This is a genomic window from Variovorax sp. J22R115, assembly GCF_030317005.1.
In the GTDB taxonomy this organism is placed as follows: Bacteria; Pseudomonadota; Gammaproteobacteria; order Burkholderiales; family Burkholderiaceae_C; genus Variovorax.
This window is the reverse complement of record NZ_JASZYM010000020.1, coordinates 67,655-86,633: the sequence shown is the minus strand read 5'-3', so window position 1 is coordinate 86,633 and position 18,979 is coordinate 67,655. Positions and strand designations below refer to the sequence as shown.

Sequence of the window (18,979 nt, the reverse complement as noted above, 5' to 3'; positions counted from 1 at the left end):
CCCCTTGCCCTGTACCTACTCGGGCTTGCCCGGCTTCGCAGGCTGGTCGTCCACGCGCGGCATCGTGAGGTGTTCCCACAAATGCTTGCCTGACGACGAAAGCGAGTATGAATCCAAGCCCGTGGCAATCCAGCCGATGGGTCCGAAGACGGCGCGGGCCGCAAAGCCGGCCAGACCATAGACGACTCCCGAACCGACCTTGCCTTCGACGATCTGGCTACTCCCTGGCAATAACGCCAGATTCGCCACAATCTTCACTCCGTTGGCGACTTGCTCGGATACCGTGGGCGCCGACCTTGCAGTGGCAGTGGCAGTGGTGGCCATGATTGAGTACTCCTTGCGTGTGTACTGGGCGTCCTAGCATAAGCGTTCCCTCACTACATATCAACGTCCGGTCTCCTCTCGCGATAGGAAGGCGCTACGCCAATTGCCACCATTTGTTAGCGCGGCCCGTCATGGCGACATCCAGCATGCATTGACGTGCGGACCACGATGCACGGCGCGTCGATCTCGCACCTCGCTGGTGCGATGCATGCGCATGTGAGGCGCCGACGTGGGCGGACGGGCGCGACGCGATCGGCGTTGTCCAACAAGCACGGTGTGGTTGTTAACTCGACGCAATTCAGAAGGTCCGATGAACCATGCCTCTTGGAGATCCAGTTCGCGGGCAAGCACTGGAAGGGCGACGGCACCATTTCCGTCGAACCCAAGGTACTGGTTGAGCAGCTCGTGAAGAGCCCGATGAGTGCCGAGGCGACATGTTCGGAGGGATTGGTCGGGCCATGATCCCCAAGCGGCGCTTCACCGCTTCACGACAAGATCGTGGCCGTGCACTCGCGCAGCCTGACAGTGCGCGAGGGCCAGAACTTTCTCGCCGAGCAATACGTCACCGAGGTGAGCCCGAGTTCACAGGTCAGGGCCACGGCATCGCGAAGGACGAGTTGTTGAGACCACCAGCGGTTGTAGATCTGGCCCTCATCGACTGCGGACCCACATGAAAGACACGTAGAGTTCCATTCAATCGATCTCGTGAATACGACCCTTTGCCACTGAAGCCTCGTTGATTGCAATCAACTGGGCCGCGGCGCCACCTCACCTTGCGCTGCGCCGAAGCGCCTTCCAAGCACCAATCCGAGCCAAGCATCATCTGCATTAGCTACGCCGTATGGATGATGTTCAGAACGAGGGAATGGGGTGACGATGGACAAGTAGGGAGTCGGACGGAAGCCCAGCGAGTATCGAGAGGTCAGTGACCTCTCGCACTGTGCTGCCGCTGAGGGAAGGGCAAGCACATGGTCGACCGCAAAGGCATATGCCTCAGTATGTGCTGGATTCGCCTCGCTGGCGGTGGATGCATGGCGTTCACTTGGCTGATCACGACGGCGCAACCCCTTCCGCCGGTGCCGCCGCAAGCAACTCCGGGAGTTCTCCAGCAGCAGTTGCGCCGAATGGTGCCTGAGCCTTCCATCACCGACAAGGCTCCCACTCCGATTCCCGTACCCGCCTTCACGTATCCGTCGGGCGCGGAGGCCATCCGCCTGACGGTGCGCACGGTCGAGTTGAGCGGGAACACTGCCATTCCCACTGCCGAACTCGCGCCCAACTGGGCAGACATGACGGACCGTGAAGTTCCCGCGACAGCGATCTACGACCTGGCCAACACGCTGACCAGCATCTACAGAAATCGTGGCTATGTGCTTTCAGCGGTGCTGGTGACACAGGACGTGGTCAAGGACGGTCTGCCCGACGGCGTCCTGCGACTGCATGTCATCGAAGGCTACGTCGGACGCGTGCAGTTCGATCCCGAACTCGAAAACTCCCCTCGCATTCGCGAGGAGGCGCAAGTGATCATGCGCGAGCGGCCGCTGACGATTCGCACACTCGAGCGTCAACTGCTGATCATCAACGACATTCCCGGCGTGGCTGCACAGGCCTACCTGGATGCCGCCGGCCCGCCCGGCGAAGCAGTCCTCACACTCAAGACGGCACGCAACTCGGTGTCGGGTTTTGCCGGGATTCAGAATCGGGTCTCGGAACTGCTGGGCAACGTCCTCATCGAAGGTCGCGTTTCCCTGTTCAACGCATTCGGCCAGGATGAAGCCCAGACGTTGTTGCTGCAGACCACCGAGACGTCGCGCTTGCGCTCCCTGGGCTACGCGTACGACCAGCCGCTCGGGACCAGCGGCCTCATGTTCAACGGCTTTCTCGCGCACATCGAGTCCAAGTCTTCGCTCACGGAAGCAGACTTGTTCAGGCAAAGCGACTTTCTTTCAGAGGTGGTTCGAAGCACCAGTGACATTGCCACCTTCGGCGTGGCGTATCCGCTGATCCGCGGACGCGGCGAGACCCTGCGCGTGAGAGGCCGCTTCAACATCTACGACGGCAAGCAGAAGGGGGAGTTGCTGCAGATCGAGCAACAGGAACGCGTGCGGGCGCTGCGCGTTGGACTGAGCTGGGATCGCAGCGACGCAAGCGGCATCAACTTTGCCAACGCAGATGTCTCGCAAGGCATCCCGGGTCTGGGGTCCACATCGAGCGACTCGCCCACGGCAATTCGCCGCGACGCGGACTATGGCTTCAGCAAGGTGGACTTTCTTGCGGGTCGGCTTCAGCGCCTGGGCGGCGATTTCAGTCTGCTGGCCTCCGTGCAGGGGCAATGGACCAACGACAGATTGCCTTCGAGCGAGCGCGCCGCGCTCGGAGGAGAGCTCATCTTGCGTGCGTTCGATGCGGGCGACCTCATCGGCGATCGGGCTGCTGCCGGCAAGCTTGAACTCCGTTACGAACCCGCCCTGATTCCCGGCGGTCGAGTGACTTTCTATGCGTACGCGGAAGTGGGACGCACCACCTCGATCGAGATCGCGCCGATTCCCAACCTGGTCTCCAGAGGGAGCGATACCGGCCTCGGCGTCCGAGGCAGCTTGGCCAATGGCGTGAATTTCTACGCCGAAGTCGCTACGCCGCACGAGGTCTATCGGGTACCGACCCGAAGCCGCAGCACTCGTTTCTTTACCGGACTGTCCTATCAGTTCTGAAGGGGCCCATCATGAAACAACGGATGCACGAACGGTCCACTCTTTGCACCGGAGGGCAAGTCGGAGATCTCTTCAAGCGTACCCCCCTGAGCCGGGGCGTTCGGCACGCGCTTGCCTGCCTGGCCGGAGCGACGCTCTTCGGTGCCGCGCACGCGAATCCCGTTGGCGGCGCGGTCGTCATGGGACAAGCCCAGATTGCGCAGCCGTCGATGGGTCAGATGCACATCACGCAGGCCACCGATCGAGCGATCATCAATTGGCGCAGCTTTGGCATCGCTGCCGGCGAATCGGTGAGGTTCATGCAGCCGTCCACGAGCTCGGCCATGTTGAATCGGGTCGTGGGCAACGATCCATCGACCATCCTGGGCACGTTGAGCGCCAATGGACATGTGTACCTGGTGAACCAGAACGGTGTCTTCATCGGCCGCGATGCGCAGATCGATGTGGCGGGACTGGTTCTGTCGACGGCCAACATCAGCAATGCCAACTTCATGTCGGGTCGCATGAATTTCGACCAGCCCGGAAAGCCGGGAGCCAGCATCATCAACGAAGGGCGCATCACGGCGGCCCAAAGTGGACTCGTCGCGATGGTGGCTCCCGGGGTCGAAAACCGCGGCGTGATCTCCGCCAGGCTGGGCCAGGTCATGCTGGCCGGCGCCAAGACCTTCAGTCTCGACCTCTATGGTGACGGCTTGGTGAACATCGCGATCAAGCCCGCCGACCTCGCCGACATCGCCGACGCCGGCGGAACGCCGCTGGCGCACTATGTGAACAACAGCGGCCAGATCACTGCCGAGGGCGGGCGTGTCTGGCTGTCGGCCGCGACGGCACGCGGGGTCGTCGATGGAAGCGTCAACGTTGCAGGTGGCATCCGCGCGACAAGGGAGGCGAATCGCGGCGGGGACATCACGTTGCTGGGCGGTGAAAAGCTCGACATCAGTGGGACCGTGGATGCGACTGGCGTTGCAGAAGGAGGCCGCATCTCGGCGAGCGCCACGCACGTGGTGCTGGGCTCCACCGCGGTGCTGGACGCCAGCGGCGGAACGCGCGGCGGCACCGTGCTGGTCGGCGGAAGCTACCGTGGCGAGAGCCCGGCCCCCGGAGCGCAGACGACCGCGAGGAGTCTCGAGGTCGCGTCCGGAGCGCGCGTGAAGGCCGACGCCGCGGGCCCAGTTGGCGATGGCGGCACAACGGTGTTGTGGAGCGAGGACAGTACGCGCTTTCTTGGCAGCGCGAGTGCGCGCGCCGGCGCGGCGGGAGGCGACGGCGGTCTGATGGAGGTCTCTGGCAAGAGGCATCTGTTGTTCGAAGGCCAAGCCGATGCGAGCGCGGCGCAGGGAAGGCCTGGCACGCTGCTGCTGGATCCCGGCTCGCTCACTGTGGCCGATCTCGGCGGCGGCGGCTTCTCGGCCTTTGGTATCGATTCCACCGTGGCGGCTCGCACGATCAACGCGGTGCTCGCCCGCGGCACGTCTGTGCTTCTCCGTGCCGATGACGGCATCTCCATCAACAGCCAGATCGACAGCAGATCGCTCCCAGCCATCGGCGGTGCCGGGCTGAGGCTCGAGGCCGGCGGGCTGGTTGCAGTGAATGCGCCGATCGTCCTGAACAATGGGGACTTCACGTCCACCAGCGGCAGCTTCCGCCAAGCGCCCAACAACGTGATCGCCACGCAGGGCGCCAGGAGTATCAGCATCACTGCCAGGGGAGATGTCGACACCCAGTACCTGGTGACCACAGGCGATGTGAGCCTGAGCAGCACGGCTGGCAATGTCCGTGCGAATCAGTCATTGGGCGGGGAGATCCTGGGCATGTCACAGCCGCTCGCAACGCTGAGCGTTTCCGCACCTCTCGGTACCGCTTCAGTGACGAGGGGTCTGGAAACGCGGGGCAACGCCACCTTCCGAGCGGCCAATGTCGAATTGGGACAGGCCATCGTCGGTGGCCTCCGGGCAGGCAGTCCTGGCGAGCCGATTGGGAGCTTCTCGATGGTCGGTGCCGCGGGCGGCCCGCCACCGCAGATCGACGCAGGCCCGCAGGGCGTGGCCGTCAACGCGAGCAGCATCGGCGCGCTCGGCACGATACGCTCGGCGGGCGATATCGACCTGGCTGCCGCCAGAGGGGATATTCGGCTCGGCACGCTGGAGTCCACAGGAGCGGGCCGCGTCGCCGTGAGCAGCGCCGGAGCCATCGACCTGCCGGAGAGCGCGAGCATCTTCACGCAGGGCGGCGACGTCACGCTGAACGCCGCAGGCGGGCACATCCAGACGCTGGGAACGGTCGGCGCGAACGACCCTGCGACGGTCGCCGCAGCGCCACGCGCCGGCAATATCACACTCGGCGCCTACGGAGATGTCGGCGTGCGCCAATTGGTCGCGTTCGGCCGGGTGGGCGTCACGAGCTCAGCGGGCAGCGTCACCTTGAATCAATCGCTCGGTGGGACGGACGACCAGCATCCGGTGGTTGGCAGTCTGGACATCCGCGCGGCCAGGGACGTCACGACCAACGGCTTGAATTTGGCGGGCGCGGCGATCGGCGACGGGCTTCGCATCGAAGCCGGCACCGGCGGGCAGGAAGGCCACATCTTCGTAAACGATCGAATCGGTGTGTCGAATGGGGACTTGCATTTCGGGCCGCAAACGGCAAGAGAAGACTTGGGGAACAAGGGCTTTTCCGCCGTACTGCAACAAGGCGTCTACGCACGAAACGGAAATCAAAATATCACGTTCAATGTTCCGGTCGTCGTGGATGGCGCGCGCATCAACGCCTTCTGGCGCAGCCTAGTTCCATCTGCAAACCCAGTTGCTCCTTTGCAGATCAGCCCCGAACTGAGCGAGCGTCTTGTCGACACGCTCTTTATTCCTGTTGATCAGGGTACTTTCTTCAACTTGAACCCTGATGCCGAACTCTTGGTAAGCAAGGACGGTGGCGGTTTGCGAGTCGACATTGATCGAACAAGTGGTCGAGTCATTCAAATACTTCCTTCAGTACTTCCTTCAGTATTTCCATCTGACCCAAAGGACGTCAGAGGCTTCTGGATGATACCAAAGATTGTGATATCCAATCAGGAGAATCCGAGGCCAGGCGATTCCGGAAAAATTACGCTTAACGGTGCACCGACTTCAACAGCTTCTCCCTCAGGAAGCAATACCGCCGCAATTAAGGTGATTGTGCCATCCACCGCAGAGGAAAGGGCAATTAACTTAAACTCAAATGGCAACGACGGCAATGTATCCCGTAGACAATTCACGCGCGATGTTGCGTCAAATACCGCGGACAGCCGCCCGACGAATTTCATACTAAACAAGAATGGTCAACGCAGCGCAGTTGAGTATCGCCAAGAGAGTCCTAGCGGGTTCACTAACGCGATTCTCGTGACAAATGAAACCGTGACATTGGGGCAGACTCTTCAGCAGACAGACTCTCTACCGATATCCGTGATAATTTATCCAGGTCGGCTTGGCCTAGGTACAACAGGTGATAATATCGGGCCCTTCCCCGGTCGTGAATTGGGCTTTCACTCTAATTCAATTCCGATCGGTTTCATCTCGCCAGTAGGCTACGGCGGTAGCCCAACTGTCGACTTATCGGCGCAGATCCTCGCCGCGCTGCCACCGGTCGCAGGCGCGGGCGGGTTCGACATTCCGGTCGGTCTGGCGACGGCCACTAGCGGCGGCCCCGGAGAAAGGGATGTCGTCGCGACGGCGGAAGCCATTGAAACTCGAGCCAGCCAACCTCAGGAGCCCCTCTGTCCCGGGCGAGATCGTCGGGTGGTGGGTCGTTCCGCCGGCGACGAAGCCGATATCGGTGAAACCTCGGCATTGCTGGGCGCCCCGCGGCCGGTCTTCGCGACCACCTATGCGCTGGGTGAAGTCTCGGAGCGGCTGCAGACGGCGGATGGGCGCGCCATCGGCGGAGGGCGCGGTGATGCGCTTTGCTTCTAGGGTCCCTCGCTTGTTGCAAGCGGCACTTTTTGTCTGGCTTTGCCTGCTCTCATGGCGGGGCGACGCGCAGGCAGCCTCGGCGCCGTCGCCGACACCGCAGTTCCGTGTGGACTCGGCGATGCACACCGCTGCAATCGGGCAGATGCGCGCAGACGAACCGCGCAACCGCGTCGTGACGATCAGCAGCGACCGCACGGTGCGCATCTGGCAACTTCCTTCATTGCGCCTGATTCGCGTGCTGCGCCTGCCGCAGGAGGGATCGATCGAAGGCCTGCCAGCGGGCCTTGCGATCAGTCCAGACGGGCGCACGATTGCTGTCGGTGGATGGACCGGTGTCACCTGGGCGAAGACAGCGTCCATCTACCTCTACGACAGCGCAACAGGCCGCATGATCCGTCGCATCGACGGATTGGCGGATGTCATCAGCGCACTTGACTGGTCACCGGACGGGCGCTTTCTTGCCGTCGGCATGGGGGGGCGCAGCGGCGTCAAAGTCCTGGACACGGGCAGTTGGCAACCCATCGCCCACGACGACCAGTACCAGGACTCGGTCAGCTTTCTGCACTTCTCGGCGCAAGGCTGGCTCGCAGCCAGCGCCGCCGACGGCGCCGTTCGGCTCTACGACACCCGTCACGCGCTTGTGTCGCGCCAATCGGTCGGCATCTCGACATTGCTCGGCGGCGTGCGATTCTCGCCAGACGGCAAGCTGTTGGCCCTCGGCATCATCGACAAGCCGATCGCGGTGGTGCTCAAGGTTCCGACACTCGAACTGGCCACGCTGCGTCAGGTGCCGGATGCACAGCAGAAGGGCCTGTGCTGCATTGCCTGGGCGCGCGACGGCAGCGCGCTGTTCGTCAACGGCGAGTACGAAGGCAGCGGACCCACACCGCTCTACCGATTCGGTAATCGGGGCCTGGGCGCGCCGCAGACGCTACCGGTCGGCAATCAGCGCTTCACCAACATGCTGCCGGTCGCAGACGGAGGCATGCTGTTTGCGACCTCGACGCCTTCGCTGACGTTGATCGATGCGCGCAGCAAGGTGGTGAGCACTCTCGGCACGGTGGTCGGGGACTTTCGCGATGGACAGCAGAAGCTGCTGGTCAGCGCGGATGCACGGGGTATATCGATGCCGATGGCGCGCTTTGGCGAGCAGCCGCGATCCTTTCTCGTGAGTGACCTGGAACTGCCACCGCTCAAGGCGAGCTTGTTGTCGCCAAGGACGGCTGACACGCGCTTCGCACTCGAGGGCTTCACGCCCGGCGCCGCGTCCGGTAAAGCCGCCCGTGTCAACGGCAAGGCTTTGCAGATCCACCATGGCGATCAAGTGAATGCGCACGCCATCTCGCATGACGGCAGCAACCTGTTCGTCGGCACCACCTGGCACCTGCTCAAGCTGAATCGCGACGCCAACGTGATCTGGCGTCAGAACTTCAGCAGCGAAGTGCGTGCCGTGAACGCTAGCGCCAACGGCAAGTGGGTGGTCATCACTCTGGCTGACGGCACTGCGCGCTGGCTGAGGCAATCGGATGGCCAAGAAGTGCTCGCGTTCTTTCCGCACAACAACGATCGAGATTGGTTAGCGTGGCGCCCCGATGGCTACTACGCATCGTCCGAAGAAGGCGACCAGTTCGTTGGTTGGCATGTCAATCGCGGACTGGACCAAGAGCCGGACTTCTATCGAGCGGTGCAGTTCGAGCGCACCTTCTATCGCCCAGACCTGCTGCGTTCGGCACTCGACGATGCGCAGAAAACTACTGCGAAGGGCGCTTCCGCATTGGAACAGGAACTCCAACGCATCGCGCCGGCACGATTGACCATCGAGGACACGCAAACCCGCATCAACGCAAAGGGAAGAGTGGAGATTTCGGTCAAGATTACGGCGCAGTCCAGGACGCTTCCAATGCAGCAACTGAGCGTGTATGTCAACGGCATTTCCGTGACGCCCACCAATCAACGAGCACTCGCAGGAGACGCTCGGATGCGTTTCGAGCGCACGCTGACCGTCGAGAGCGACCGTGCGCAGAACGCAATCCGCGTCGAGGTGGACCATGGCCAGTCGCTTGGCTTGGTGGAGGCGTTTGCGGACTTCGCAGGAGAGGTGCCGAAGCAACCGGCGCCGCGTGGCCGTCTGATCGTGCTGGCCATCGGAATCAACAAGTTCGTCAACATCGCAGAGCGGGAAATGGACCTCGAATTCGCGGCGGAGGACGCCCGCGATTTTTCCGAGGCGCTGCAACGATCGGCGCAGGGCCTGTTCAGCAGCGTGAAGGCCGTGCTGCTCAACGACTTCACCGATGTGAAGCCCGACCAAGTCGAAATTCGCAAGGCACTGCCTGTGCTCCAAGATGCGGGACCCGACGATACCGTGATCCTTTTTCTGGCTTCGCACGGGTACAGCGATGGGGCGGGCAACTACTACTTCATGACCCGCGACGGACGGCTTGAAGACGCAAGGCGCGTCGCAAATAGTCCGAACATCGCGAACAACGTGGCCTCGCTGATGGAGGGTAGCGAGTTCTTCGAGGCGCTGCGCAAGACAGCCGGTCGCAGGATCGTGGTTGTCGACACCTGCCGCGCGCGCGGCATACAGGGAACCCTCGACACGCACAGCTTGCGCAAGCGCTCGGCTGCATCGAGCTTCGCATTTCTGGTTGCCGCCAAAGGCAATGAGGAGTCGCAAGAGTACAAGAAGGGCGGCCACGGACTGTTCACGTACGCACTGCTTGAATCCTTGAAGCCGCCGGCAGATGCAAACAGAGACGGTGTCGTGTCGCTGTCAGAGGCGTTCGCCCATCTGGAGCCGATCGTCCAACAGTTTCGCTTGCCTCAGAAGATGCAGACGCCGCAACTGATCGCTCCTGATGCGTTGGTGGGTCAGCCGCTTGCCTCGGTGGCAAGAACGCCGAAATGAGGCATCCACGCGCGGCGAATTGCTGTCAAGCCACGCGGGACTTGGACGCCCCATAGGCCCTTTGATTTAGACCCCGGCTCTTGCCCCTACGTCGTTAGACGGATTTGCGACTCCAGGCAAGCGTTGGAAACTTAGGCAATTCTGGCACGCCTGCCGATGAGGGAGCGCGGATGAGCTGGCGAACGAAGGTGGCTCGGAGCGAGGAGATGCAGTTGCGACCACTGCACCTTCAGCAAAGGGAGTGCCATTGTGGCGGCGCGTGAGGCCGACGGCGCTGCGCAGAAGGTCGGTGCTCCATGAGCGACCTGCAAGAGGATGGCGACGCCCGCAAGCGCCGGGCCGGTCGCGCGCCAACGCCGGCACCGCCTGCCAGGGATCGCGCCACGCTGCTCAGATCACCCCCCGACGACGGCTCTGACCTGGGCAGCAACTACAACCAAGCCGGCGTGTTGCACGCGGGCAGCCGCGTTGCCGAGTTCGAAATAAGGAGTCTCATCGGGCAAGGCGGCTTTGGTGCGGTGTATGAGGCGTGGGACACAGAGCTGCTACGCGTGGTCGCGGTCAAGGAATACCTCCCGATGTCCCTCTCGATGCGCAAGGCCGACGGAACCGTCGTGCCTTTGTCAGGGCGCACGCGTGAGACCTTCGATCTCGGCATGCGAAGCTTCATCAACGAAGCGCGATTGCTCGCACGGTTCGATCATCCTTCGCTGCTCAAGGTCTACCGCTTCTGGCAGGAGCGCGGCACCGCCTATATGGTGATGCCGCTCTATCGCGGCGCAACTTTGCGCGAGACGCTCGAAGCGCTGCACGGCGGCCCAGACGAAGCGTGGCTGCTGCGCGTCATGAACGGCGTCACGCAAGCACTCGCCGTGATGCATGCCGGCAACTGCTACCACCGCGACATCGCGCCGGACAACATCATCTTGCTCGAGGGCTCTGGCCAACCAGTGGTGCTTGATTTCGGCGCCGCACGCCGCGTCATCGCCGACAAGACACAAGACATCACCGCTATTCTCAAGCCGGACTACGCACCGGTCGAGCAGTACGCAAAGCTGCCGGACATGTCACAGGGTCCATGGACCGATGTGTATGCGCTGGCTGCGGTCATGCACGTCGCGCTCACAGGCCAGGCCCCGCCGCTTTCGGTCGCGCGTCTCTTGGCTGACAGCTACTCGCGGCTGGCCGACAACGAAGCGCTGCGCAAACGCTACAGCAAGCGTCTCTTGTCCGCCATCGACTACGGACTCGGTGTGCGGCCTGAATCCCGACCGCAATCCATGAACGAATTGCGCAAGGCGCTCGGGTTGGCAGAAGCCTCCACGGTCACTTCGCGCCCATCGAATGATGGTGGCGAGAGACCTGACGCGGTGGGCGACGGGACCGCCGCGCCACCGACCGGTGCCAAGTCGCGAGCGACCGGCCCGCATCCGGTGTCGATTCCTGGGACCAGCGACCGCAAGCGCAAGCTCGCCGCCGCGGTTGCGGCGATTCTCTTCGCAGCAGCAGGTGGGGCATGGTGGTGGCTCCAGCAGGGCGCGGGCGAGCCAGGCGACGCGGCGGCGACGACGACCAAGGAGCCTGTGTCTCCGAGTCTGGCATCTGTCGACCCAAGCGCTGCACCGATCGCGACGACTGCTGTGCCGTCGTCTTCGCCACCGCAGCCTCCGCCTGCCAGACCCGTCACACCGAGCGATTCCTTGCACGCCCTCGCCGATGACACAACGCCCGGCTTCGAAGTCACGGCGACGCCCCGCAAGGCGGAAGTCACGATCGGCAAGGACAAGCTGGCCTTCGAAGTGCGCAGCACCCGCGGCGGCTATGCCTACGTGTTTATTCTGTCGACTGGCAATGAACTCTTCCTGCTGTTTCCCAACCGCCTGGACAAGTACAACAGGATCACGCCGAGCTCGCCACTCACGCTCCCACGTGCTTCCTGGCAAATGACCTCGGGCGGCCCCGCGGGCACCAACCAGTTCGCCGTGCTGGTCAGTGAGCACGAGCGGGACTTTTCGCAAGCAGGCGTCCAGAACGAGGGTGTCTTCCCGCAATTTCCGCTGCCCGTACTTGCCGCGCTCGAGGCCACCCGCGGCACTGGGCCAGCTCCGCTTCTGGGCAGACCGATATGCGCCCGGGATTCGCCTTGCAAGGACGCCTATGGCGTCGCCACTTTCGAAGTCGTAGAGAAGTGATCGTCTGCAACGGCAGGCGCCTCTGACCACAGGTCTTCCGACAAGGAGTCATCCATGACATCGTTCTCTATCGTTCGATTCGCCGTCGGCCCCTGGCGACTCGCCGGCGTCGTACTTGCCTCATTGGCCGGCTGCGCTACCGCGCCACCACCGACCACCGCGACCACCGCGACCACCGAATCCACTAGGCCCGGCGCGCAGGCGTCGCTTCAGAGCGCGGCAGTGTCCGCCACCGCACCAACGCGCACGACAACCACCGACCCGAGGTCTACCAGTGTGGCCGGGCAGTCGAGAACCCTTACGACTCAACTGGCGACCTACACCTCCGTGGGCTTCGATACGGTGCCCGGCTGGGCGCGCGACGACTTTGCCGAGACGTGGCCGGCCTTTCTCCAGAGCTGCAAGGTGCTCACCGGCCGCGGTGCCGAATGGAAGCAGGTGTGCGACCGCGCCGCCAAGGTGGACAGCAAGAGCACCCCAGCGATCCGGAACTTCTTCGAGAGCGAGTTCTCGCCCTACCAGATCCAGGATGACGCCAAACGGCCGGATGGTGTGGTCACGGGGTACTTCGAGCCCGAAATCCAGGGCAGTCGGAGCTACTCGCCACCCTACGTCTATCCGGTGTATGCGAGGCCCGATGACATGCTCATCCTGGACGTACGCAAGCTGCCGGCTACGGGGACGGTAGCGGCGCGGGTGCAAGGACGCGAAGTGATCGTGCAATCCGGCTTGCGCATACGCGACATTGATGCGCCCGACCTCTACGCGCTTGATGTGTCGACCGTGACACGGAATACGCCCGACCGCAAGGCACGTTTGCGCATTGAAGGGCGGCGCCTGCTGCCCTACTACACGCGCGAGGAGATCGAAACGCGTGGCGCCCCCCATGCCAAGGTGATCGCCTTTGTGAGCAATGTCGCCGCGCTGTACGAAATGCAGATTCTGGGTTGTGGGCGCATACGACTGTCGAATGGCGACATCATCCGACTTGCTTACGCCGACCGGAACGGCCACGCATTTCGCCCCACTCTGGCGCGCAACGCGTCGGGCAAGACCAGGAGTGCCGTGCGCACGCGCGGTGACTTGCTCGAACTCGAACCGTCCGACGATGACGACAGTGCCGACCTGTCAACCGTTCGGTTGCGAGGCTTCGCGCTGACGCGCCCCGTAGACGCCGGCGCCGTTCTTGTGCCGGGCCGACGCGCGTCGGGTGCAGCCACTGGCTCAGGCATCAAGGACCCGAGCTACGTCTTCTTCAAGGAAACCGCATCGACAAGAGGCGGAACGATCGGCGCCCTTGGCGTGCCGCTGTCGCCGGGTCGCTCGATCGCGGTCGACCCGCGGACGACGCCGCTCGGTTACCCGGTGTTCGTTTCCACACGTACGCCGAGGACCGGCGCACCGATGCAGCGCCTGACCATCGCCCAAGATACGGGCGATGCAATTCGCGGCGCGGTCCGCGCCGACTATTTTTTCGGCAACGACCAGCGTGCGGCGAGCGAAGCACGCCAAATGAAGGAGCGCGGGCAGTTGTGGATATTGCTGCCTCGGGGTCTGCCTGTGACGGCCGTATCAGGCACGCTCAGAACGCGTGGCGCGGCAGCAGGTGCTGATCTGCCCCAATGCCTGGTGCCGGACGAAGAGTCGTGCGTGGACGATTGAAGCCGGGGCGACGCAGATTCGCCGACCTCTTCGGATCCCCTGGTGGTACAAACATCCGTGCGAGGTCTCACTGTTTCGTGCTGGCTGACCCTTACCGTGACTCCAACTCCTGCCGTCCTTGATCCGATGTTCTTCAAGAGCCTTGCTTCCAAGGTGCTGGAAGGCGATTGCGTGCTGGTCCTCGGGCCGAGGATCTCGGCGCCCCAGGAAGTCTCCGAAGGCGACGAACCCATGGACGAATACCTGGCCGCCAGGCTCCTTGCAGCATTGGGTGCGGACAAAATCCCAGCACTGGACCTTCGCGCGGCGATCGCACGCTACGAGCGCGAGAAAAGCGCATCGGCCTGCCGCAACCTCGTGCAGGGCCTGGCCGGCGGCTTCGACGACTACAGCACCGCCCTGCAGCGCAAGCTCGCGAAGTTGCCGTTCCGGCTGGTTCTCGCCGCAACGTCGGACCGCACGATGGCCAAGGCCTTCGCGGTGTCTGGCAAGCCCGGCGTACAGGAGGCCTACTACGACTATTGCCGCGGTGTGGCGGCGGACCATGCGTTGCGGCTGCCCTCTGCGGACGAGCCGATCGTCTACAACCTGTTCGGCCGTCACGACCATCCGGAGTCGATGGTTCTCAACGACAAGAACCTGCTCGACTACCTGGTCAAGATCACGCGCGAAAGCCCGCCACTGCCGGACGTCGTGCGGGCGACATTGCGCGCTCCTTCAACCGTGTTCCTCTTCATCGGCTTTGGCTTCCGGAACTGGTGGCTGCGCCTGCTGCTGAAGGTGCTCGAGATCATCGGCGTGGAGAACCGCAGCCTCTCACTGGCGCTCGAGGATGGCAAGGTGTTCGACGCGGCCGCCTCTTCGGAGCACCGAGGCTTCTTCGAGTCGGTTGGCATCTTTGTCCAGGCCAGCGACTGGAACGTGCTGGCCGACGATCTCGTGACGGAGATCGGCAGGAGGGAGGCGGCGAAGGCGCTGGTGCCCGTGCTGGCGGCGCCGGCCAGCGTCGCGAAAGGACGGCCCCTTGTCTTCCTCAGCTACGCCTCCGAGGACGTGGACAAGGTCGACATGCTCAGGATATCGCTGCAAGGTCGTGGCCTCACGGTCTGGCAGGACCGGCAGAACCTGCGCGCGGGACAGAACTGGGAGGAGCACATCGACCGGATGATCAAAGGCGTCGACTACTTTGTCTTCGTTCAGACGGAGGCGATGGACAGGCGGGATCGCACACACGGCGGCGTCTACAACATGGAGCTCAAACAGGCGCTCGTGCGGGTCAAGAAGTTGCCCTACGGCTCGATCTTCCTGCTTCACGTGACGATGGGCCAATGCCGGGAGCGACCGGAACCTCAGTTGTCGGAGGTGCATCGCATCTCTGTAGATTCCGAAGCGGGCAGGAACGAGCTTGCGACGGCCATCATGACCGCCTATCTCGAATCCCGCGGCGAAGCGCCTCCGCTCGCTTGAACGGGCACAGCGATGAAAAGCAGCGACAACATCGCGAAAGACGCCGAGGCCTCGCGCGTCGGCCGGCGGCGCTACCCGGGGGTGATCCCGTTCGAAGAAAAAGACAGCGAACAGTTCCATGGCCGGAAGGCAGCCACGCAGGAACTGCTTCTTCGTGTCATGAGCGTCCGCCTGTTGCTGCAGTTCGCGCCCTCCGGCGTGGGCAAGACCTCGCTGCTGAACGCAGGGCTGTTTCCGGCCCTGCGGCCTCGCAATTACTTTCCCTTCATTGTTCGCCTGAATCAAACGACTGAAGGCCTCCTGCAAGCCGTGCGCACGTCGCTGGTCGATGCCGCCCGAAAGTTTGGCTTGATCGATCCGATCATTCCCGAGGCCCCCCAAAGCCTTTGGATGCTGATCGCGGGGACGCAGCTCTGGAGTCGCGACCTGATCCTGCTGACCCCCGTGCTCGTGTTCGACCAGTTCGAAGAGGTGTTCACGCTGCACGATGATGGGTTCCGAAAGGTGTTTGCATCGGAAGTGGGAGAGCTGGCCAGCGGCGTCACGCGCATCGCGCCGAATGCGGAGGGGGACGCGCAGACATCGAACGCGACGGCGGCGCCCGCCGTGAAGATCATCATCAGCCTGCGCGAGGAATATCTCGGAAAGATCGAGGAGTTCAGCGCCAGCATCCCGGACCTCTTCCGTGAGCGCCTCAGGCTGGCGCCCCTGACCCCGCGCGAAGCCGAAGAGGCGATCGTGGAACCCGCCAGACTGGCGGGCGATCGATGGACCTCGCCACCCTTCGAGTACGAGCCTGAGTGCCTCAAGGAACTCATCGCTTTCATCGATGGCTCGTCCGCCAGCGTCAGAGTCATCGAGTCGCTGACGCTCCAGCTCGTGTGCCAGCAGGCCGAAACGCTGGTGATGCAGGGCCAGGTGCGTGGCAGTCCGGCTCCGACGGTAGCGATGGCCGATTTCGGAGGCAGTACGGGCTTGCAGCTTCTCGTGCGCGACTACTTCCACGACGTGCTGCAAAAGCTGCCGAGCGAAACCAGCCGAAAGCATGCGCGTCTCATGTTCGCGGAGGGATTGCTCGATCGCGCCGGCAAGCGGTTGATGCTCGAGCAGGGCGAGATGGAAGAGGAGTACCACCTTGGCAAGAACGAACTGGACACGCTGGAGGCGGGCGGCCTGTTGAGGCGCGAGCCGCGCAACGAACGCGTGTTCTACGAGATCTGCCACGACCGGATTGCAGAGACCATCGCGAAGAATCGAAAGGTCCGGTTGCCGCGCTGGGTGATGCCAACGCTCGCGGTTGCCGCGGTGTTCATCGTTGTGCTCGGCTGGTCCCTCGTCGCGATCACCACCAAGGAGAAGCAAGCGGCGGCGGCCCGCGACGCGGCGGTGAAGGCCCAGGAACAGACGGAGCGCGCGCGCCATCAGGTCGAGTACGGACTTCAGCTCGTGCTGAGCGAGGACATGGTGTCCAGGCTGAGCGAAGCGGGACTGGCCGATGTGCTGCGGCAGGTTCTGAAGCAATCGGACGGGGACCCGTCGTCCGCGACCCGGGGCCTGTCCTCCGCGTTGAAGCTGCGCCACCAAGGCGACATCGAGCGTGACCAGGGAACGGTCCGCGAGGCGCGCAGGAAGTTCGACCTGGCGCTCGCGAATGTCGACGCCTTGTCAACGCAGGGAGCGTCGACGCCTGACCCGACGCTGATGGTCGAGCGAGCCCGGATCCTCAGGCGGCTCGGCTCGCTGATTGCCGACGCAGGCGACCTGGCGCAAGCCGAGTCGACGTACGCCGAATCCGTCCGGCTCTGGAACTCGGTACTGAACGGGTCCGCGGACCCGCAGAAGCTGCTCGATGCAGCCGAAACGCACGTTGAAGCCGGCGTGCTGCGTCATCGCATGGGCGATCCAGAACGCGCCGAAGCTGATTTTTTCGAGGCTGCTCATCTCGCGACCAAGGTCTGGAGAACAGCCTATGGCGGCACACAGGACGGCGCCGCAGGCACGAACTTCGTCCTGGGTCGCGCGACGCTGACATTCGCGGACGTGGTGCTGAATTTCGGCAATGCCCGAGGCGACACGGAAATGACAGCACTTGCGGTGGCGCTGGCTCGCGAGTCCAATCGATTGCGGCCCCTGTCCTTCGTGGCAGCCAAAGGACTCGGAACCGCGATCGCGATCTCGAGCCAGTTGGAAGGTGACCGGTCGCCGAAGGGGTGGGCGCAGTTCGAGGAGTCGAAGAGACTGATCGATCATCTGGCCCTGGTTGACTCGGGCAATCGTCGGATGCAGCGTGAACGTGCAGCGATCGAGCTGATGATCGCCACCGCCGTGAGCAGCTGCCTCCAGGACGCCCCGTGCAAGAAAAGCCTACCCGCCCAGCAGATCGAGAAGGTACGCTTCTCGACGCTCGAGGCCATCGGGAACCTGCGACGCCTGTCCGGGCTGGATCCTGACAACAGGTCGCTGATCGCCGACATCGGCTGGGGTCTGAAGACTGAATCCAGCCTGGTCGCAGCCACGGGCAACTCCGCAGCCGCTTTGCGCCTGCTCGATGACGCGATCGTCACCACCCGTCGCGCGAAGGTGGACGGGCGGGATGTCGAGCTTGGCGTGGAGGTGGCGTTGATGCTCCGGCAAAAGTCGGCATTGCAGCGAGCCATCCTGGCGAAGCGCAAGACAGGCAACATGGACGAGGCGATGGCGTCGCTGGACGAGGCCCTGGCTGAACTCGATCGATTGCCGGGTCCGTCGGTGATCCTGAGCAATGCACGCAGTTCGATCATCCTGGACAAGGAAGCGCTTCTCGTGAAAAGCGGCCGCACCGATGAAGCGAAGAAGTTGTGGGATTCCGATGAGACGCGCAGCGCACCGGCCAGGTCGATATTGATCGATAGGAGAGACCGCGCCGAGGCGTTGATCCTCGACGCTTTGGGGATCATCCAGGGCCCGCGTACGAACGGACAGAGCATGACGAGCGAGCAATGGCGCACCGTCGTTGCGAAGCTCGAACTGGCGGTCAAGGAATTTCCGTTCAAGGCCGCGTACTGGCGAGACCTCTCTGCAGCGCAGGGGCAGATGGCAAGACTCGCCAAGGACAAGGCAAACGCATCGAACGGTGCTGCGGGTGCGGCGGTCGGTCGCGTTTCCGATGCCGACGCGGCCATGATCGAGCCCGCTTTGCGAGAGGCGCTGGTGGCGAACTCGATGGCAGCGATGCTGAGCCCCGAGGGGCCGGCGATGATGGCCGCATGGAAGGAGCTCTACCGCACCCGCCGCGATCTTGCGGTTTTCTTCCGCGACCAGGGCCGCACAGAAAAGGTACTCGCTTTGACCGATCAGGATGCGCTCGAAGCTGCGGAGTTCGCGCGGCTGTATCCGAGATCGACCGAGGCCCAGTTCTACCTTGCCGATGCCAACTTCGGACTGGCCATGCTGCGCTCCGAGTCAGGCAGCGCCGGCTGGGAAGAAGCCTACCGAGTCGCTATCTCCCATGGCGAGCGTCTCGCGAAGATGGAGCCTACAAACGCCGAACGTCGGATCTGGATCGGACTTGCCCGCTTCGGGCTCGCAACGGAACTCGAACGCCAAAAGCGCCCAGCCGCTGCCGAGGATGAGCGCGTGCTTGCGTTGAAGGCCTGTCGTGACGGCTTGCGACTGTCAAAGGCCTCGCAGCGGCGCGAGGCCGAGTCTTGCCTGGAGAAGCTGGCGATTCGTCGCGTTCGATGAGGCCAACTTTTCTTCCTTGGCCCCCCGCGGAGGGCGAACTGATCC

General features: G+C 63.3%; 9 protein-coding genes. 8 read left to right on the top strand and 1 reads right to left on the bottom strand.

Annotated features, from left to right (window positions below; genetic code table 11):
• Window positions 1–15: 15 nt before the first annotated feature.
• Complete coding sequence (locus QTI04_RS28950; RefSeq protein WP_286618665.1) at window positions 16–324, bottom strand: DUF6072 family protein; 309 nt, start codon at window positions 322–324, stop codon at window positions 16–18.
• 324 nt (window positions 325–648) lie between these two features.
• Here QTI04_RS28950 and QTI04_RS28945 point away from each other — a divergent pair, with 324 nt between their 5' ends.
• From QTI04_RS28945 to QTI04_RS28910, 8 genes are all read left to right on the top strand, one after another.
• Window positions 649–786, top strand: a complete 138-nt coding sequence (locus tag QTI04_RS28945; protein WP_286618664.1) for a hypothetical protein — start codon at window positions 649–651, stop codon at window positions 784–786.
• A gap of 569 nt (window positions 787–1,355) precedes the next feature.
• The gene (locus tag QTI04_RS28940) at window positions 1,356–3,035 is read left to right on the top strand and encodes a ShlB/FhaC/HecB family hemolysin secretion/activation protein (RefSeq protein WP_286618663.1); all 1,680 of its coding nucleotides are present in this window, start codon (window positions 1,356–1,358) and stop codon (window positions 3,033–3,035) included.
• A gap of 11 nt (window positions 3,036–3,046) precedes the next feature.
• Complete coding sequence (locus tag QTI04_RS28935) at window positions 3,047–6,979, top strand: filamentous hemagglutinin N-terminal domain-containing protein (RefSeq protein ID WP_286618662.1); 3,933 nt, start codon at window positions 3,047–3,049, stop codon at window positions 6,977–6,979.
• Window positions 6,980–7,097: 118 nt separating this feature from the next.
• Window positions 7,098–9,890 (top strand): caspase family protein, encoded by a 2,793-nt coding sequence (locus QTI04_RS28930; protein WP_286618660.1) that lies wholly within the window; start codon window positions 7,098–7,100, stop codon window positions 9,888–9,890.
• Window positions 9,891–10,186: 296 nt separating this feature from the next.
• Complete coding sequence (locus tag QTI04_RS28925; protein ID WP_286618659.1) at window positions 10,187–12,082, top strand: serine/threonine-protein kinase; 1,896 nt, start codon at window positions 10,187–10,189, stop codon at window positions 12,080–12,082.
• A gap of 54 nt (window positions 12,083–12,136) precedes the next feature.
• Window positions 12,137–13,744 (top strand): murein transglycosylase A, encoded by a 1,608-nt coding sequence (locus QTI04_RS28920; RefSeq protein WP_286618658.1) that lies wholly within the window; start codon window positions 12,137–12,139, stop codon window positions 13,742–13,744.
• 96 nt (window positions 13,745–13,840) lie between these two features.
• Complete coding sequence (locus tag QTI04_RS28915) at window positions 13,841–15,211, top strand: toll/interleukin-1 receptor domain-containing protein (RefSeq protein WP_286618656.1); 1,371 nt, start codon at window positions 13,841–13,843, stop codon at window positions 15,209–15,211.
• Window positions 15,212–15,223: 12 nt separating this feature from the next.
• Window positions 15,224–18,934: a tetratricopeptide repeat protein gene (locus QTI04_RS28910; protein ID WP_286618654.1), complete on the top strand. Its 3,711-nt coding sequence runs from the start codon at window positions 15,224–15,226 to the stop codon at window positions 18,932–18,934.
• The last annotated feature ends 45 nt before the right edge of the window (window positions 18,935–18,979 follow it).

Excerpts from the sequence above, each read along its gene's own strand:
- QTI04_RS28930 (WP_286618660.1), top strand. The coding sequence starts at position 7,098 with ATGCACACCGCTGCAATCGGGCAGATGCGCGCAGACGAACCGCGCAAC.
- QTI04_RS28920 (WP_286618658.1), top strand. The coding sequence starts at position 12,137 with ATGACATCGTTCTCTATCGTTCGATTCGCCGTCGGCCCCTGGCGACTC.
- QTI04_RS28940 (WP_286618663.1), top strand. The coding sequence starts at position 1,356 with ATGGCGTTCACTTGGCTGATCACGACGGCGCAACCCCTTCCGCCGGTG.
- QTI04_RS28910 (WP_286618654.1), top strand. The coding sequence starts at position 15,224 with ATGAAAAGCAGCGACAACATCGCGAAAGACGCCGAGGCCTCGCGCGTC.
- QTI04_RS28950 (WP_286618665.1), bottom strand. The coding sequence starts at position 324 with ATGGCCACCACTGCCACTGCCACTGCAAGGTCGGCGCCCACGGTATCC.
- QTI04_RS28925 (WP_286618659.1), top strand. The coding sequence starts at position 10,187 with ATGAGCGACCTGCAAGAGGATGGCGACGCCCGCAAGCGCCGGGCCGGT.
- QTI04_RS28935 (WP_286618662.1), top strand. The coding sequence starts at position 3,047 with ATGAAACAACGGATGCACGAACGGTCCACTCTTTGCACCGGAGGGCAA.